We start from the raw sequence: 15,398 nt of genomic DNA, 5'->3' as shown, positions 1-15,398 counted from the left end.
TTAAATTATTTGCAGTGAGTGATACAAGATGAGCATAGTGTTATAATGTGAGTAATATATGGCAATAATGCCTGCACAGGAACAAAAAAGGGGGGAGTCTTCTGCGATCAGTCATCAGAATTCTGGTGGTAATGTCTATCATTTTAATAGGCGGAATTTATTTTAACCAGGCGAGAGAAGAAAATGAAGTCCTGCACAATTCCGCTACAACCAATCCTGCAAAACATGACATGAATATGCAAAAGGAATTGGAAGATAGAAATAAGCCAGTCCGAGCGGTGGAAAAGCCAGCATCCGGCGCTGGATTTTATATTGGGAAAGAGTCGGCGTTATTAAGAAAAGCCATGGGAGAACCTATTCGCAAAGATCCTTCCGCCTACGGGTATGAATGGTGGATTTATAATAGCAATCATCAATATGTACAATTTGGTGTGGAGAATAATCAAGTAGTCACAGCCTATGCCGCTGGCGACACGGACGTTTCTCCATTTAAAATGGATCAGCCTGCCAAAGATCTTTTTCAAATGTATGACCTTCGCATGGATATAGTGGTTGAGAATAATTCTGGTACTTATCGTTTTGAGTTGTCAGAAGAAGATTATAATATGAGACCAATGGTTAAGGTTGGAGATATATATGCCCAGTTGTATATGGATAAATTCTCTGGTACGTTGTCTAGCGTGCGTTACTTAACGAGGGATTACTTAATTAAACAAAGGCCCTATGAGATGGTGTATAGAGGAGAATTGCCAGCCGATCCGGAGCTCTCTGACTCTGCATGGCAGCAGATTGAAAACGGGAGTGAAAAGCAAATATTTGATCTTACCAATATTATTAGAGAGAAGCATAACTTAAATGGATTGTCATGGGATGAAGAAACAGCTAAAGTAGCAAAACAGCATAGTAAAGAAATGTATGATAAACAATATTTTGCTCATGAATCTCCTTCCTCAGGAGATCTGGGGGATCGGCTGAAAGAAGCTAAGATTGACTATGAGCTCGCTGGCGAAAATATAGCAGCGAATTATACAGATGGACCGTCTGCTGTAGAAGGATGGCTAAATTCCAAAGGGCATCGAGAAGCTTTACTACAAAAAGAATTTACATCTCTAGGCGTAGGTGTTTACCAGAAATATTATACTCAAAATTTTATTGCCAAATAATTAAAAAAGCAGCTGTTCTAGCAAACAGCTGCTTTTTTAATTATTTTTTCTTTAAGAGGAAAAAGGTACCCGTTGCATGGGCTACTTTTTTTCCATCTGCTCTCAAAGCTTCTCCCTCTACAACGATTGTTTTTGAGCCTTTGTGCAGCACGCGAGCTTTTACAGTAAGTTCATCGCCTGTTCCGGGAGCAATGTAATGAATATTTAAGTTAGACGTAACGGTTGCATAGCCTTCAGGAGTGGCGGTGTAGGCAGCTGAACCCATAGCTGAATCCAATACCGTAGCCGTCACCCCTCCATGGACAATATTGAGAGAGTTATTCGACAAGTCAGTAATTGGCATCCGGACGACACATTCATTCTCCTCGATTTCTCTCTCTAATTGAAACAGTCTTCCTATGTAAGTACCGTTTCCTTCTCTTTTCTCCAAATAGCCTTTCAGCAGTTGCTCCAATACCTCTAGATCTTTTTTGGTTGCTTTCTCCAGACTTTGTTCAATCAACGAGTAAATTTTTTCTTTCATTTAAATTTCTCCCTTTCTCCCCGGTTTATCTATCAGAAAGGCTAAAGAACGCCCCTTCAGCCGGTATGTCTTCTGCCTGCCATCCAAGGCATCCAACTCTGTTTTTATTATCATATCACTTTTTGCAAATATAAACATTTCTTCACTTTTTGGCGGTTGTTCCATAATGTATTAGTAGCAAATCAGTTGGGCGGGGATACGGAGGGGAAATAGTTGTTACATCCACGAGTAAAGGAGTTCAAAGAGTTTATGGAGGAGAGGCCGGATTTAAGGCGGATGGTGCGGAAGCGGAGTGTTACATTACAGGAGCTTTTTGAGGAGTGGCATTTATCAGGAACTGTCACCTTCAAGGAAGAAGAGGACAGTCGCAATAAATCGGAAACAAATTTTCAGTCAGCGGACTGGACAGTTAAATTAGCAAAAGTGCTGTCTTTATTTGAAGGGATGAAATGGAGCAATATTTTATCCGACGTACAAGGAATGTTAGAGATGGCACAAATTTATTTAGCTGATTTAGCAGAACAGCAAAAAGAGAAAAAATAAATAAAATGAGCTCATACGTTTACAGGAGGGATAGGATGAGACAGGAGATTATGGAAAAAATAAGAACAAATAAAGAATGGCGCAATTATTTACGAAAAGAACCGTCCTGGTACCGGCTGTTAAGTCGCAATCCTTATCAAATAGAGGAATTTGAAAGGGCCAGTCTACAATTTTACAAAAAGACTTTCCCTGATCGGTTAGGCCGTTTAAACGATGGAATACAGATGGCTTCGGCTTTAATGTATATGATGCAATCGCAATTCTTTCAACCTGCACCTCAAGCAGCCCCCCAACCTGAAGAAGCGTCCGAGACAGCGGAGCAGCCAGAAGGAGCGGCGGAACAGACGGGAGAAATGAGCGGAAACGAGCAATAAAAATCGCCGAATATGCACACACTACCTGAAAAGGAGTGTGGGCAATGAAGTGGTTAATCGTCATTTTTACAATGATTACCTTGTCAGGATGCAGAACAAATATTCCTGAACCAGAGGCAATTTCTCCCTCTGCTTCAATAGGAGAAGCAGAGGCCCAGACAACTGAGAAAACTTGGACTGTGAGGCATTTATTAAGAGGGAATAACGTATTTGTCGAATTAATTGTGCCTGGTGTTTCTTTCTCAAATAATGGGACAAATTCACAACAGAAGGGGCAGGTGTCTGTTTACGTGAATGGCCAACATTATCAAACCTATCATACTGCTGCTTTTATTGTAAAAGGGTTGCATTCAGGCAGCCATCAAATAGAGATTAAATTAACCGATGAAGCGAATCGTCCGCTCGGTTATGAAAAATCGTTTGCTGTATCCATTCCGTAAATAGTTTTATTTAACAGATAATATGTTAAAATAGGGAATGGAGGTGGGCTAAATGCTTACAGCTACAATTGAAAAGATTAAAACTGTAGAACAAGCTGAGGAGCTTGCACATATGATTCTTAAATCGGAGGTAGCTCAACATTATCAGTCATGCTACTTTCTTTTATATACAAACCCTGTCACAAAAGAAAAAATCAATCGGTTTAGCCGGCTGAAAGATCAATATGAAGAAGTACAACGATTTGGACGTTATCATCCGGATTATAGCAGGGTCATGAAAGAAGTGAGGGAAGCAAAGAGAGAAATGGATTTAGATGAAAATGTCGCTGCTTTCCGGGTGGCTGAAAATGAATTACAAGTCTTGCTTGATGAAATTAGCGTCGTAATTGGCCGGGCTGTATCAGAAGGAATTAAAGTTCCAACAGGCAATCCATTTTTCTCATCGGGCTCTAGTTGTGGTGGCGGCTGTGGTTCTGGCTCAAGCTGCGGCTGCTCCGCTTAATAGCCGGCTGTTTATCTCTATAAGCGGACTTGCTCTTAGGCAAGGGGAATGATCTATTCGCAATCGAGTGCCGACCAAGCAACCTTTTGCGTTTTTATCACATTGATTCAGAGGGAGATATTATGTTTATTGATCGACAAGCTGTCATTGTCTGGCTTCACAATACAAAGCCAGTCAAATCGTTGCGAAAATATGGGAATGTTCATTACGTATCGAAGCGCATGAAATACGCGGTAGTTTATTGTAATCAGGATGAAATTGAAGAAATGACGGAAAGATTGAATTCATTATCGTTTGTTAAGAAAGTGGAGCCATCTTTTAAGCCGTTTTTGAAAACAGAGTATGAAAACTCAAAACCCGATAAAGCAAAAGAATATGATTACAAAATCGGCGTATAAAAAAGCAGGGGACTCCCCTGCTTTTTGTTTTTATCGGCCTAGCGGTGCAAGAAGATGGTTGAGCCGCAGAATACCGATCAGGTGCTGGAAGTAAAGCTCCGTCTCTGCAAAAGCAGAGGAAGGTTTTACATCCATTTCTATAAGGGGCCGATTTAACGATTCAGCCGTCTCCTTAAATAGATCAAAGCGCTTGTTTGGCGTGCTGTGCGGGTAAGGAATCCCTTCACGGCATATGTAAATAGGCTGGAAATCCCCCGGGTCTGTTGGTGAAAGAACCACTGCCAGAGAAGTCATCTGGCGACATTCCTCTGATGAGTGGAAAGCAATCATATGTGTAAGGCGATGGTGATTATTACGGACAATTTCAAGAAGCTCATATACATCTGAATATCCTTCTCCAAGTTCGATAAATCGCTGAACCAAGCTAAAACCTCCATTTCTGTAATAGGGACTGATGAAAGCCTTCTTATTGTACCTTTACAGGGAGAGAAGCTCAAGTTGCAAAAAGAGCGCACTAACTTATATGCTGGGCTATCTAACATTCCGATTTGAAAAAAGATTACTCCAAACGAAAGTAGTTTCTCAAGTGAAAAGGATAATTTTGTAGGTAAGTTAATCAGGTTGATGAAAAGCGGAAAGCATGCTGCTTCCTTCATTCATTGTTCATTTATATTTTTCATTAATAGGTTAAGTTCTTCTTCCAATGATGTGCCATTTCTTTTTTGAGAAATCTCGAAAGGTTTGTTGTAAAGACAGGCGTGTTTCAAAGCCAGAAATCCATCAAGCGGAAATGTATCGTTTTGCCATTCTTGGCGATACCCTAAAATACCCCGTTGTTTTATTATCCGATCTAACTCTTTTACTATACAAAAAACAAACTCATCAAAGTTACACTTTGCCTTTAACACTTCTCTAGGCAAATCTGTATTCTTTATTCTATCTACAAGTGGATTTTGAATTTCTGTAATTATAATTTCTAAGTCTTCAAAATCGCGCTTGAATTCCCAACGCAATAAAAAAGGGCCGGTCTGCCACTCAATACCGCCATTCCTTTTATGAAAAGCCCCTTCTTTCCAACTTAGTTTACACAAAGGATGAACAGAGGCTAAATATGTAACCAGATCACCAAGAGCGTCTGAATGAAAAGTAGGGTAAAACTCAAGCCTTTGATCATTAATTTCCAGTACACATGTGGCACTGCCACTTTTAATGTTTGTATAGGCAAATTTCAAGTTAGGTCACCTCATTATTTATACAGTAGTCTTACATGTATTTCTTTAACCTAATAAAGAAACCCTTCTTTCTTCTGCATGCAATGGCAAGTAAACGACTACAATATGTGCTGCGTACATAAAACTGTAGATTTTCGGCTGTTTACAGGACTAATTTGCTATTTTATAATTGGGTTGAATTAACTAGAGAAGGCGAGAATTATATGCTAAAAAAATCCGTGTTGTTTATCTTTTTTTTGATAGTTATTTCTGGAACCGTACTGCTTATTCAATGGATAGGCTATGAAAAAACGTCTATGGCCTCTCAAGAAGCAAGAGTAGATCAGGAAATTCATGTAGAGCATAAAGAGGCAGGATTGTTTGTTAAACATACATTTACACGTTTAAAAGCGGAGGAACCTTTGTCTATCATCATGCCGCCTAATGCTTTAAAGGCGTCCTATAACAAGAAGGAAGGAAAATGTTCTTTTAGGGGACAAAGTGCCAATATCATTCCAGCAGGAGAAACGTTCTCGATTACTTACTCAGTGAAGCTCCCTTCCTTTGGAACGACCCTTCTATTATCCGACTGGTCGATTAAATTAAAGGAAGCAAACGCAGAGAATACAATCATCCACTTTACAGAGGAACAAATGAGAGAAGGTATGTGGTTTTCAGGCTTGGGATCTTCGAAGATGAAGAAGCTAGACTTGATTGATTATTATCTATTTCAAGGAAAAGGCCAGCCCGGAGCGTTGTATTGGCAACTAAAACCATTAAAACAATGGAAAAATGAGAAGCTCGTTGTTTATGGAGAGTCTGAAAGCGGGCTTGATCATCATCAGCTTGATCTTATAGGAAAATCATTGGTTGATGGGGCCACCATTATTTTTACAGGTCAACATCCTTCTTATCTGTCCGACCGCTTGATCATAGTAAAGGACAATCAACAGCTTTCTCGGCTGGCAGAAAGTTTTATCACGAGCGAAGTGGGGCAGAACTATCATTTTAAAGAAAGCGAGGAGTGGCTTGCATTTTTAATTGCTTCTTATAAGATTGGCCGACCGACTGGCTCTGAAAAAATAAGAAGAATGTATAATCAGTTAAATGAGCAATTGACAGAGGAGGAGGAGGCCCAGTGGAAAAAGCAACTTTTCGGTTTAACGAAAGAGCCAATTACAGCTGAGCAGCTGGATAACATTCTTTCAGAGGTGAAAGGAGCTAATACAGCTTTTTTCGTGAAAAATAAAAATGAAAACAAGCCTCTTCAATCATTATTTTTTTATGATTCCCGCTCAATCGAAGTAAATGGGTCTGAAACTGAGATGCAAGCAATTGTTCAGAACGGTCAATTGTTTTTCCCACTCATTGAAACACTTCAGTCGCTTGGATACGAGGTGAAAAATTTAACAGGTGAAAAATCGTTGCTCGTTAAACGAAAGTATAACACATACCGTTTTTATCCTAGCCAACACCGCTTTATCTTAAACGAAGAGAAGTATGGGTTATATGAAAATGCCTTGCAAACATATGAAGGTCGGCTTTACATTAATCAAAAGTGGCTGCAAAAAATATTTTTAGTAGAAGTACAAAATAAACAGAGCATCTATATTCAGGATCTTGATCTATAAAAAATGCCCTGCTGAACTGTTCAGCAGGGCCCTTCTATGTCTATAGTAGACAGAAGGCAAAGGGAGAGGAGAAACTGGAGAAAGAACTCATGGGGAATATAAGTCTTCTCCGTGATCGACAACATCCCGAGTGATGTTGTTATTAGTAGTATGAACCATTTGGGAAGGTTTTAAACGTTATTTATTAGAAAATATGCAGGATAATTATCAAAGAAACCTGCTGGATTCACCTAATGAGTTATGGTAACATGAGAAAGAAAATCTTTGTGAATGGTGAATATATATATGAGAGTCATATCAGGGACGCAAAAAGGCATGCCGTTAAAAGCTGTTCCAGGGAACAGCACTCGGCCGACAACTGATAAAGTAAAAGAATCGATCTTTAATATGATCGGCCCTTATTTTTCAAGTGGCATCGGCCTTGATCTCTATGCCGGTAGCGGCGGTCTTGGAATAGAAGCATTGAGCAGGGGCTTTTCGAAAATGATCTTTGTTGATAGAGATATGAAAGCGATTCAAACTGTAAAGGCCAATTTAGCTGTTTGCCGTTTTTCCGATCAGAGCGAAGTGTACAGAAATGATGCAGAACGGGCACTGAAGGCAGTTGCCAAACGGGGTCTTGTTTTTGATGGTATTTTTTTAGACCCTCCCTATGCAAAGCAGCAATTAGAACGTTTGTTAAAGCGGATTGATGAGCAAGAACTGCTGGAGCAAAATGGTTTTATCGTATGTGAGCATGGTTCTGACCATACCTTGTCAGAGGAGATCGGCAGACTGCGACAGGTGAGAATGGAAACATATGGCATTATCCGCGTGTCAATTTTTAAATGGGGGAAAGAATAAAGGGGGAGTATCAATGGCAAGCATTGCCGTTTGTCCGGGCAGCTTTGATCCGATCACGAATGGACATTTAGATATTATTCAAAGAGGCGCTAAGATCTTTGATAAAGTATATGTAGTTGTATTAAGCAATTCATCTAAAAAACCGTTATTCTCTGTTGAGGAACGAAAAGAATTAATTAGTGAAGTGACCAAACATCTGCCAAACGTAGAAGTAGATAGCTATAACGGATTGCTGGTAGATTATGCAAAAGAAAGAGAAGCAAAGGCAATCCTGCGTGGGCTGCGAGCAGTTTCAGATTTTGAATATGAAATGCAAATCACTTCTATGAACAGGGTACTCGATGAAAGCCTGGAAACATTTTTCATGATGACTAACAGTCAATATTCCTTTCTTAGCTCCAGCATCGTAAAGGAAGTGGCGAAATACAATGCCGATATTTCCGATTTGGTGCCGCCAGCTGTGGAAGCAGCTTTAAAAGGTAAGAGAAAAAGTAAATAAACGTTATAAGACGGTTGAATATATTCAGACGGAAAAACACCCTCACTTAACAGAGGGTGTTTTTCTAATTATTTCTTAGCAGTGGCATAATAAAAGAATAGATAAGCGATCAGCATCCCAATAGTGAAAATCGGCCCAATTTGCTGTAAATAAAGCAACAGTTTCTCCCAGATTGTTTTTTCATAAAGAAAAACAGGTATAGCAGGCTGAGTAACTTCGGGATTGAAAGATTGCTCATACACCGGCTTCCATAAGAGGAAGGCAAAAATGGCTGCATATATGCCATGAAGAAAGCGAGCAAATAAAAATTGCCGAAAGCGTATATCTGTATCTGCCAGAATACTGGCTACCTGGGCATGGACACTAAGGCCACTGAAGGCGAGAACGAAGCTGACAACAATTACCTGCTCCATCAGATTAGCAGGTTGGACTTGACTGATCATTTGGCTGCCGAGGGTGATTTCGAATAAGCCGGCGATAAAAGGCACACTCAACTCAGACGGCAAGTGAAGAAAGGACAGAAGTTGAGCTGCTCCTGTTGCAAGAAAAGAAGTAATATTCATATGAAAAAGAATCTTATTGAGTACGGAAAAAAGAATAATAAATCCGCCGATCATAAGCAACGTATGAATGGAAGAGAGAACGGCATCCCCCATCAGCTTTCCAATGGGTCGTTGATCTTGGCTTCGGGCTTTGTGCATGGCAGCAAAAGCCGAAGAGACTGAAAAGGAAGAAGAGGAATCTGTTTTTTTCTCGTTTTTTGCTCCGTAAAATCTCATGGTTAGCCCTACAAAAAAGTTTCCCCCATAATGAGCAGCGGCCAGCAGAAGCCCTAAATGAGAATTATAGAAGAAGCCGACTGAAACGGCTCCGAAAATGAAAAGAGGATTGGATGAGTTGGTGAAACAAACGAGACGTTCTGCTTCAAGCTGGGACAGTTCGCCGTTTTGTCGAAGGCGTGCCGCCAACTTTGCACCGGATGGAAAGCCTGAAGCCATCGCCATCGCCCATACAAATCCGCCCGCTCCAGGCACCCTGAAAAGTGGGCGCATAAGCGGCTCCAGCAAAACACCGATAAGATTGACGACCCCGAGGCCAATCATCATTTCAGAAACGATGAAAAAGGGAAGTAGCGAAGGAAAGACGATTTCCCACCACATATTTAATCCTCGAATGGATGCTTCAAATGAAATTTCGGGAAAGATAATTAATGAACCAGCAAAAGCCGTAACGCCCATAGCTAAAAGAATGGTTTTTACCTGGGTAGACGTCAACTATTCATACCTCCTGTTCTTCAAAAGCCAGGCTCTATTCTAGGATTCGTTTGATGTTTCAGGTAAAATAGCATTAGTGAGCAGATGGATAGGAGTCTGGAAATAATAAAGAAACTTGTCCTGTTTTTAATCAATATACTCATACAATCGAGAAATAGACCATAGCTTAAAAGAGAAATCTGCACACGGGAGGGAATACATTGACTCGTCCGAAAATAGGTGTGGCTCTGGGAGCAGGAGGGGCGAGAGGCTTTGCTCACATTGGCGTATTAAAGGCACTTAAGAAAGCCGACATTCCCATTGATATGATTGCTGGTAGCAGCATGGGTTCTTTTGTGGCCGCTTTATATGGGACTGGCCACGATATGGAGCAGCTTCATAAGCTTTCTACAGCATTTCGCAGAAAATATTTTCTGGATTTTATGATTCCTAAAATGGGTTTTATCGCTGGGAAAAAGATAAAAAATTTTATCCGATTGTTTACTCATGGAAAAAATATTGAAGATTTAAAAATTCCGGTAGCCATTGTAGCAACTGACATTAAAAATGCCGAAAAAGTCGTCTTTAAAAAAGGACCGGTTGCGGATGCTGTTCGAGCCAGCATTGCCATTCCCGGTATTTTTGTCCCGGAAAAAGTAAACGGCCGTCTGCTTGTGGATGGCGGTGTTATTGATCGGGTACCCGTGTCTGTTGTTAAAGAAATGGGAGCCGATATTATTGTTGGGGTTGATGTATCATCTGTAAAAAAGAGCGCTGAAATTCAAACAATTTTCGATGTCATTATGCAAAGCATTGATATTTTGCAAATGGAGATTGTAGCCAATCGCCAGACTGCTTCTCACGTAATGATTCGCCCGCCTGTGGATATGTATAGCTCGAAAGCTTTTACTCATATTGATGAGATCATCACTGCAGGCGAAGAAGAAACCCAACGGCGAATACCGGAAATTATAGCAGAGATGGAACACTGGAAGGAGAAGCCGCATGAGAAATAAACGCACGAGAAATAAATGGCTGCCGCTTGTTTATGTTTTGGTACTTTTGTTAATTGGAGCGTCTTTTATCAATTTACCTTATTATGTGATGAAACCAGGGGAGGCCCATGAATTAAAACCAATCGTCGAGGTAGCTGGAGGGGAAAAAGATCCTGGCACCTTGATGCTCACGACGATTAAAATGGGAGAGGCAAACTACCTTTCCTACGCGATTGCTTCACTTCGTGATTATGAGGAGATCGTGCCTGTTGAAGAGGTGCGCAGTCCACATGAAACGAATGATGAATACAACGTCCGCCAGCAATATTTAATGACCAATTCACAGCAAAATGCGATTACTGTGGCGTTTGACGCAGCGAAGAAGCCCTATCATTTTCTCTATCAAGGAGTGTATGTGTTAAACGTGTTTCCGGGGATGCCAGCAGAAGGGGTACTGCAGGCGGGCGACCGTATCATTGCTATAGATGGCAAGGCGTTTAAATCTTCTCAGATGTTCACCGACTATATCCAGACGAAGCGGCCTGGCGAGAAAGTAACGATTACATTTATTCGAAATAAGGAAAAGTTGGAGAAAGATATTGCACTCAAAAAGTTTGAAGGAAATAATAAGAAAACAGGGATTGGCATTGGACTGACAGATCAAAAAAAATTAATCAGCACTCCAAAAGTAAAATTAAAAGCCGAGTCTATAGGTGGCCCGTCTGCTGGTTTAATGTTCAGTCTTGAAATATACAATCAGCTCGTAAAAGAAGACATAGCTAAAGGCAGAAAAATTGCCGGTACTGGAACGATTGCACCCGATGGAACAGTGGGAAGAATCGGAGGGATTGCTCAAAAAGTGGTTGCGGCCGATCGAGCAGGCGCAGAAATCTTCCTGGCACCAGACGATGAAATTTCACCTGAATTAAAAAAGCAAGTGCCTGGCATTGTATCTAACTATAAAGAGGCATTGCGCACCGCTAAAGATATTGGAACAAAAATGAAGATCGTACCCGTGCATACATTTGATGAGGCGTTACATTATTTGCTTACAGAAACATAAAATGAAAAGTTCCTTAAAGAAAGGTCTTTAAGGAACTTTTTATAAGCTTAAGGCAAAATTACTGGATGTTCGTTAAATTCGCTGTGAAGAAGGGAATGAGAAGAGCAGGCGGACAAGCCTAATGCATAAATTTCGGTTGCTTTTAAGTCAAGAGCAAGCATTTCTTTGAAGGCAGCTGGCTTAGTAATTAGCGGAAGAGACATACTCTTTTTTATTTTGCTCAGATAGGTGCGTCCCTGTTTGTTCATTCCGAGGAGACGAACATATCGTACTGCCTCCATAGCTGTTGCCATTTCTTCTTTTGAGACATGCAATAAAATGTGGACAAGGGCACGCTGTATTCGTGTCCAGGTATACCGTTTTGTTTTAACCGCCTGCATAAATTCAGTAAAATTAGTCGCTTGGCGAGCTGTCTCTTTTAAACGATATTCAATTCCTTCTGAGACATCATACATTTGTGCCAGTTCTTCTGTGGAGCTGGATAACAGACGATACTGAAGGAGCGGCCAGTACATGTTCCACTCATGAAAATGGCTATAGGTGTTTAAATAGCGATGTAATTCATCAAATGTAGTGGCGGGAACATACGGTTTAATCGTCTGAAGCTGGCCTTGCTGTTCAGCAATAGCCTTGCGAATGCCAGTGGCGCTCGCAATGGACTGGTTCCCCAATGTAGCCTCGTGAAAATCGGCTTGCTGGCGTTTAATGGTAAGCGGCTCCATTGGCTGCGAAAGGATTTTGTTTGCCCGCACATAATGAAACCCCAGAATGTTGTTAGGCTTCGATAAGTCGAGCGGCAGCTGCTGGCCAAAGAAGGACTCTCTTGCCAAGGTCTGCGCCTTGGGGAAGCTAAAACCCTCATTCATGTATTTACGAACGAGCGGATTAAGCTGCTCAGCAGACTCTTCCATTCGATGGATTGTCTCTACAAAAGGAGCAAGCTGCCCATTTTCACTGCCAAAGCAAAATGAATCACAAAACAGTTCATGGAGAATCGAAATGGCTCCTTTAGCGAAATATTCCGCTTTTTGAACCGAAAAAACATAGGGTAATTCGACCACGATATCTACACCGTTTTGCAGAGCCATTCGTGTCCTGGTCCATTTATTGACGAGAGCTGGTTCACCTCGTTGCAGGAAATGCCCGCTCATGACTGCAATCACTACATCTGCCTGGGCTGATTCACGCGCTTTTTGAGCATGATATAAATGTCCGTTATGAAAAGGGTTATATTCAACGACAATGCCAACTGTTTTCATTAGAATGTTCCTTTGTTATGGTTAGTGTTAGTATTATTGTTAGTTAGTACAAGGCGAATGTCAATATGTATTGTTACTAAGTTTTCTTTCTTAGCTATTAAGGGAAGAGGTGTTTTTCCAATCTGCTGTTGCACAGAGCGAGCACCTTTCGCTTTTCTCGTGTCCAGCTGTAGCGGCTAGACTCTCGGTCATAAGCCGTCACGCCGGTGTGGCAAAAAGCATCACTTTGGCGGTCCGACTTATGTCTGCTGAGTCTAAACAGCCGCTTCCGCTTTTCGTGTCCAGCTGCAGGTGCTTGTGCGTACGGAGATTTCGCTCGCTCTGTCAGAGTTTGAAAAGGCAACTCCTCATCGAGAGCTCCAATCTGCTATCGCACAGAACGAGCACCTTTCGCTTTTCTTTAATGTCAAGAAAATATATTGACAAACGTTTTTGTGAAAGCTATAATTACTTTTGTTGCCTTGAGGTGATAACGATGATGAAATGGTCAATTATTCAATTACAAAAATCTCGTGATACAGGCTTGCAGATTGACGAAATGGTAGATATGAGCCATTTAGAAGCCCGGAATACGGAGATTAGACATTTGCCTCCAGTTCATGTGACGGGACGAGCGGATATTGGATCAGACAAAGTAACTTTTCAATTAGATGTAAAAGGAAAGATGATCCTGCCGTGTTCACGTACACTTGTTGATGTGGAGTATCCATTTGAATTCTCTTTGTTGGAGACATTTATTTTAAAAGCTTCTTCGTTCAGTGAATATGAGGAAAACGAAGATGTTCATTTAGTAGAAGGCGATGTTGTTGACTTGAATCCGGTTCTAGAGGAGGCAATTCTTCTCGAAGTGCCGATGCAGGTGATTAGCGATGAAGCAGATGAACACACGATTTCTGCCGGAAAAGGGTGGGAATTCCAAAGCGAAGAGCAAGCTTCAGAAAAAGAAACTAAAGTGGATCCGCGATTAGCAGGGCTGGCAGATTTTTTTAAATCGGATAAAAATTGAGAAGTACCAGCTAATTCTGGCTTCACATACTTACATTTTCTTTTAAGGAGGTGGAAATAATGGCAGTACCTTTTAGAAGAACATCTACTACGAAAAAAAATAAACGCCGTACACACTTTAAATTGCAAGTACCTGGTATGACAGCATGCCCAAATTGCGGTGAAATGAAACTTGCTCACCGTGTATGCAAAAATTGTGGAACATATAAAGGAAAAGAAGTAGTAAGCAAATAATTGATTCGCCTACCTGGCGATCCTATTTGTGAAAAACGCGAAGAGACCATGGCTCTTCGCGTTTTTTATATTGAAGACAGAAGTCGGGAAAAGCTACAATAAGAAGAAAAGGAGGGGGACAATGGAGTATCTGATCGAGCAGCTACCTAGCGGGATATTGGTCTTTAAAATAACGCGTCCTGATAAAAGAAATGCTGTTAATTTTAAGGTGATGGAAGGATTGGAAGAAGCGATCGAACGTGCTAAATTAGCAGATGTTCAAGCACTCGTCATTACGGGGGAGGGAGAACAGGCCTTTTGTTCAGGTGGCGATCTGTCTGTATTTCACGCATTACGCACAGAGGAAGAAGCACATGAAATGCTGTCGAGGATGGGAGAGATCTTATATAACCTGGCTGTGCTTCCGAAGCCAACGGTTGCATTAATTAATGGCACAGCGGTAGGCGGAGGCTGTGAAATTGCTACAGCATGCGATTTTCGTATAGCAAAGATAGGGGCTAAGTTAGGGTTTATCCAGGGCAGTCTGGCGATAACGACCGGCTGGGGAGGCGGCACTCTTCTCTTTGAACGAATCGATGCCGCACATGCATTAAAGCTGCTAACCGAGGCATCTATTTACCGTGCGGAGCAGCTTGACCATATTGGGATGATTAGCCAAGTAGTTGACGAAGTAGACATCACGGTGGCAGAACGTTTTTTAAAAGAAGAACGATCTATACAAAGTGAAGTCTTATCAGCATATAAGCAGATTCAAATCCGCAAATGGCAAGCGAGTGGTTTATATGAACGGATGATGCAGGAGGTACGGCAATGTGCTGTCCTTTGGGCAAGAGAAGAGCACCATCAGGCTGTGGATGTGTTTTTGAATAGAAAAAAGTAAGAAAAAAGAAACCTGCCGCATTTTATAGAGCTAAACATGCGGCAGGTATATAGCAAAAGCTAATCAGCTGATTTTTTGGCTTGTTGTAGCAGCGGGATTCCAAATTAGCCGTGAGCTGTTTTCCGAAAGAGGAGTAAAGTCCATTTTTTCCCAAAAAGAATGCGACTTCACTTTTGGTTTTGTTAGAATAGGCAGGCTGAATGACTTGGCGAACTCTACAAGCTTTAAACCAAGCCCTTTATGCTGATATTGAGGAAGGACTTCTAGCTTCCAGATTTCCAAGTATTGTTCAGGCCCGTTTTCAAACAAGGCGGAACCATCTTTCTTTACATAAAGACACATCCGGGCAACGAGCTTGTCACCATAGTAAATACCGTAAAACGGAGAGGTGGCATTGTCTTCAACCATATATATTTGGAACTCTTCAAGCATGGAAAGTTCCTCTAGCCCATACTCTTTGAAGCTTTTAAATTCATCCATGGTCTTAAAATTCATTTTAAGGTTCTCAACTGTTATTGCCATATTTCTTACTCCTCCTCTGTCTATATAGAAAGTATAGAATTTTATTAAGCTTATAGTTAC

General features: G+C 41.1%; 21 protein-coding genes. 14 read left to right on the top strand and 7 right to left on the bottom strand.

The window, feature by feature from the left end; all coding sequences use genetic code 11:
• Nucleotides 1-131 precede the first annotated feature (131 nt).
• On the top strand, nt 132-1,163 hold the full coding sequence (locus ACH0BF_RS08695; protein ID WP_259455731.1) for a CAP domain-containing protein: 1,032 nt from the start codon (nt 132-134) through the stop codon (nt 1,161-1,163).
• A 40-nt stretch (nt 1,164-1,203) separates the two neighbouring features.
• On the opposite strand, the gene ACH0BF_RS08690 is transcribed toward ACH0BF_RS08695, so the two are convergent.
• Nucleotides 1,204-1,686: a PaaI family thioesterase gene (locus ACH0BF_RS08690; RefSeq protein ID WP_340854816.1), complete on the bottom strand. Its 483-nt coding sequence runs from the start codon at nt 1,684-1,686 to the stop codon at nt 1,204-1,206.
• Between the two features lie 213 nt (nt 1,687-1,899).
• Between ACH0BF_RS08690 and ylbD the strand changes: the two genes are divergently transcribed.
• From ylbD to ACH0BF_RS08665, 5 genes are all read left to right on the top strand, one after another.
• Nucleotides 1,900-2,229 (top strand): spore coat protein YlbD, encoded by a 330-nt coding sequence (ylbD, locus tag ACH0BF_RS08685; RefSeq protein ID WP_340854814.1) that lies wholly within the window; start codon nt 1,900-1,902, stop codon nt 2,227-2,229.
• 35 nt (nt 2,230-2,264) lie between these two features.
• Complete coding sequence (locus ACH0BF_RS08680) at nt 2,265-2,603, top strand: YlbE-like family protein (protein WP_340854813.1); 339 nt, start codon at nt 2,265-2,267, stop codon at nt 2,601-2,603.
• Nucleotides 2,604-2,647: 44 nt separating this feature from the next.
• Nucleotides 2,648-3,043: a hypothetical protein gene (locus ACH0BF_RS08675; protein ID WP_340854811.1), complete on the top strand. Its 396-nt coding sequence runs from the start codon at nt 2,648-2,650 to the stop codon at nt 3,041-3,043.
• Nucleotides 3,044-3,095: 52 nt separating this feature from the next.
• On the top strand, nt 3,096-3,545 hold the full coding sequence (locus ACH0BF_RS08670) for a YlbF/YmcA family competence regulator (protein ID WP_406909278.1): 450 nt from the start codon (nt 3,096-3,098) through the stop codon (nt 3,543-3,545).
• A 122-nt stretch (nt 3,546-3,667) separates the two neighbouring features.
• Complete coding sequence (locus tag ACH0BF_RS08665) at nt 3,668-3,943, top strand: YlbG family protein (RefSeq protein ID WP_340854808.1); 276 nt, start codon at nt 3,668-3,670, stop codon at nt 3,941-3,943.
• Between the two features lie 30 nt (nt 3,944-3,973).
• On the opposite strand, the gene ACH0BF_RS08660 is transcribed toward ACH0BF_RS08665, so the two are convergent.
• Nucleotides 3,974-4,366 carry a DUF7147 family protein gene (locus tag ACH0BF_RS08660; RefSeq protein WP_406909277.1) on the bottom strand — a complete coding sequence of 131 codons (393 nt, stop codon included), beginning with the start codon at nt 4,364-4,366 and terminating at the stop codon, nt 3,974-3,976.
• A 233-nt stretch (nt 4,367-4,599) separates the two neighbouring features.
• A complete protein-coding gene (locus ACH0BF_RS08655) occupies nt 4,600-5,175 on the bottom strand; it encodes a hypothetical protein (RefSeq protein ID WP_120037060.1) in 576 nt (191 codons plus the stop codon).
• A gap of 203 nt (nt 5,176-5,378) precedes the next feature.
• Between ACH0BF_RS08655 and ACH0BF_RS08650 the strand changes: the two genes are divergently transcribed.
• The 3 genes from ACH0BF_RS08650 (at nt 5,379) to coaD (ending at nt 8,127) form a co-directional block, all read left to right on the top strand.
• Entirely contained in the window at nt 5,379-6,785 is a 1,407-nt protein-coding gene (locus ACH0BF_RS08650) for a stalk domain-containing protein (RefSeq protein WP_406909276.1), read from the top strand.
• Nucleotides 6,786-7,070: 285 nt separating this feature from the next.
• Complete coding sequence (rsmD, locus tag ACH0BF_RS08645) at nt 7,071-7,628, top strand: 16S rRNA (guanine(966)-N(2))-methyltransferase RsmD (RefSeq protein WP_406909275.1); 558 nt, start codon at nt 7,071-7,073, stop codon at nt 7,626-7,628.
• 13 nt (nt 7,629-7,641) lie between these two features.
• On the top strand, nt 7,642-8,127 hold the full coding sequence (gene coaD, locus ACH0BF_RS08640; protein ID WP_340854800.1) for a pantetheine-phosphate adenylyltransferase: 486 nt from the start codon (nt 7,642-7,644) through the stop codon (nt 8,125-8,127).
• 68 nt (nt 8,128-8,195) lie between these two features.
• On the opposite strand, the gene ylbJ is transcribed toward coaD, so the two are convergent.
• Nucleotides 8,196-9,401, bottom strand: coding sequence for a sporulation integral membrane protein YlbJ (ylbJ, locus tag ACH0BF_RS08635; protein ID WP_120037068.1), 1,206 nt, complete (start codon nt 9,399-9,401; stop codon nt 8,196-8,198).
• A gap of 200 nt (nt 9,402-9,601) precedes the next feature.
• On the opposite strand from ylbJ, the gene ACH0BF_RS08630 reads away from it, so the two are divergent.
• Together ACH0BF_RS08630 and ACH0BF_RS08625 are read left to right on the top strand one after the other, a co-directional pair.
• The gene (locus ACH0BF_RS08630) at nt 9,602-10,396 is read left to right on the top strand and encodes a patatin-like phospholipase family protein (protein ID WP_340854797.1); all 795 of its coding nucleotides are present in this window, start codon (nt 9,602-9,604) and stop codon (nt 10,394-10,396) included.
• Complete coding sequence (locus ACH0BF_RS08625) at nt 10,386-11,438, top strand: SepM family pheromone-processing serine protease (RefSeq protein WP_340854796.1); 1,053 nt, start codon at nt 10,386-10,388, stop codon at nt 11,436-11,438. Before ACH0BF_RS08630 ends, ACH0BF_RS08625 begins: the two co-directional genes overlap by 11 nt.
• A gap of 47 nt (nt 11,439-11,485) precedes the next feature.
• On the opposite strand, the gene ACH0BF_RS08620 is transcribed toward ACH0BF_RS08625, so the two are convergent.
• Together ACH0BF_RS08620 and ACH0BF_RS08615 are read right to left on the bottom strand one after the other, a co-directional pair.
• Entirely contained in the window at nt 11,486-12,697 is a 1,212-nt protein-coding gene (locus ACH0BF_RS08620; RefSeq protein WP_406909273.1) for a nucleotidyltransferase, read from the bottom strand.
• Between the two features lie 97 nt (nt 12,698-12,794).
• Nucleotides 12,795-13,040 carry a hypothetical protein gene (locus ACH0BF_RS08615; protein WP_406909272.1) on the bottom strand — a complete coding sequence of 82 codons (246 nt, stop codon included), beginning with the start codon at nt 13,038-13,040 and terminating at the stop codon, nt 12,795-12,797.
• 132 nt (nt 13,041-13,172) lie between these two features.
• Here ACH0BF_RS08615 and ACH0BF_RS08610 point away from each other — a divergent pair, with 132 nt between their 5' ends.
• The 3 genes from ACH0BF_RS08610 (at nt 13,173) to ACH0BF_RS08600 (ending at nt 14,816) form a co-directional block, all read left to right on the top strand.
• Nucleotides 13,173-13,703 carry a YceD family protein gene (locus ACH0BF_RS08610; RefSeq protein ID WP_340854792.1) on the top strand — a complete coding sequence of 177 codons (531 nt, stop codon included), beginning with the start codon at nt 13,173-13,175 and terminating at the stop codon, nt 13,701-13,703.
• Nucleotides 13,704-13,762: 59 nt separating this feature from the next.
• Nucleotides 13,763-13,936, top strand: a complete 174-nt coding sequence (gene rpmF / locus ACH0BF_RS08605; RefSeq protein ID WP_041099796.1) for a 50S ribosomal protein L32 — start codon at nt 13,763-13,765, stop codon at nt 13,934-13,936.
• A 121-nt stretch (nt 13,937-14,057) separates the two neighbouring features.
• Nucleotides 14,058-14,816 carry an enoyl-CoA hydratase/isomerase family protein gene (locus ACH0BF_RS08600; RefSeq protein ID WP_340854789.1) on the top strand — a complete coding sequence of 253 codons (759 nt, stop codon included), beginning with the start codon at nt 14,058-14,060 and terminating at the stop codon, nt 14,814-14,816.
• Nucleotides 14,817-14,879: 63 nt separating this feature from the next.
• Here the strand turns inward: ACH0BF_RS08600 and ACH0BF_RS08595 are convergent, their stop codons facing one another.
• Entirely contained in the window at nt 14,880-15,338 is a 459-nt protein-coding gene (locus ACH0BF_RS08595; protein WP_340854787.1) for a GNAT family N-acetyltransferase, read from the bottom strand.
• Nucleotides 15,339-15,398: the final 60 nt, after the last annotated feature.

This window comes from Pseudobacillus sp. 179-B 2D1 NHS, assembly GCF_045370945.1.
Taxonomy (GTDB): Bacteria; Bacillota; Bacilli; order Bacillales; family Domibacillaceae; genus Pseudobacillus.
The sequence above is the reverse complement of the archived record's forward strand: the minus strand, read 5'-3'. Positions and strand labels throughout refer to the sequence as shown.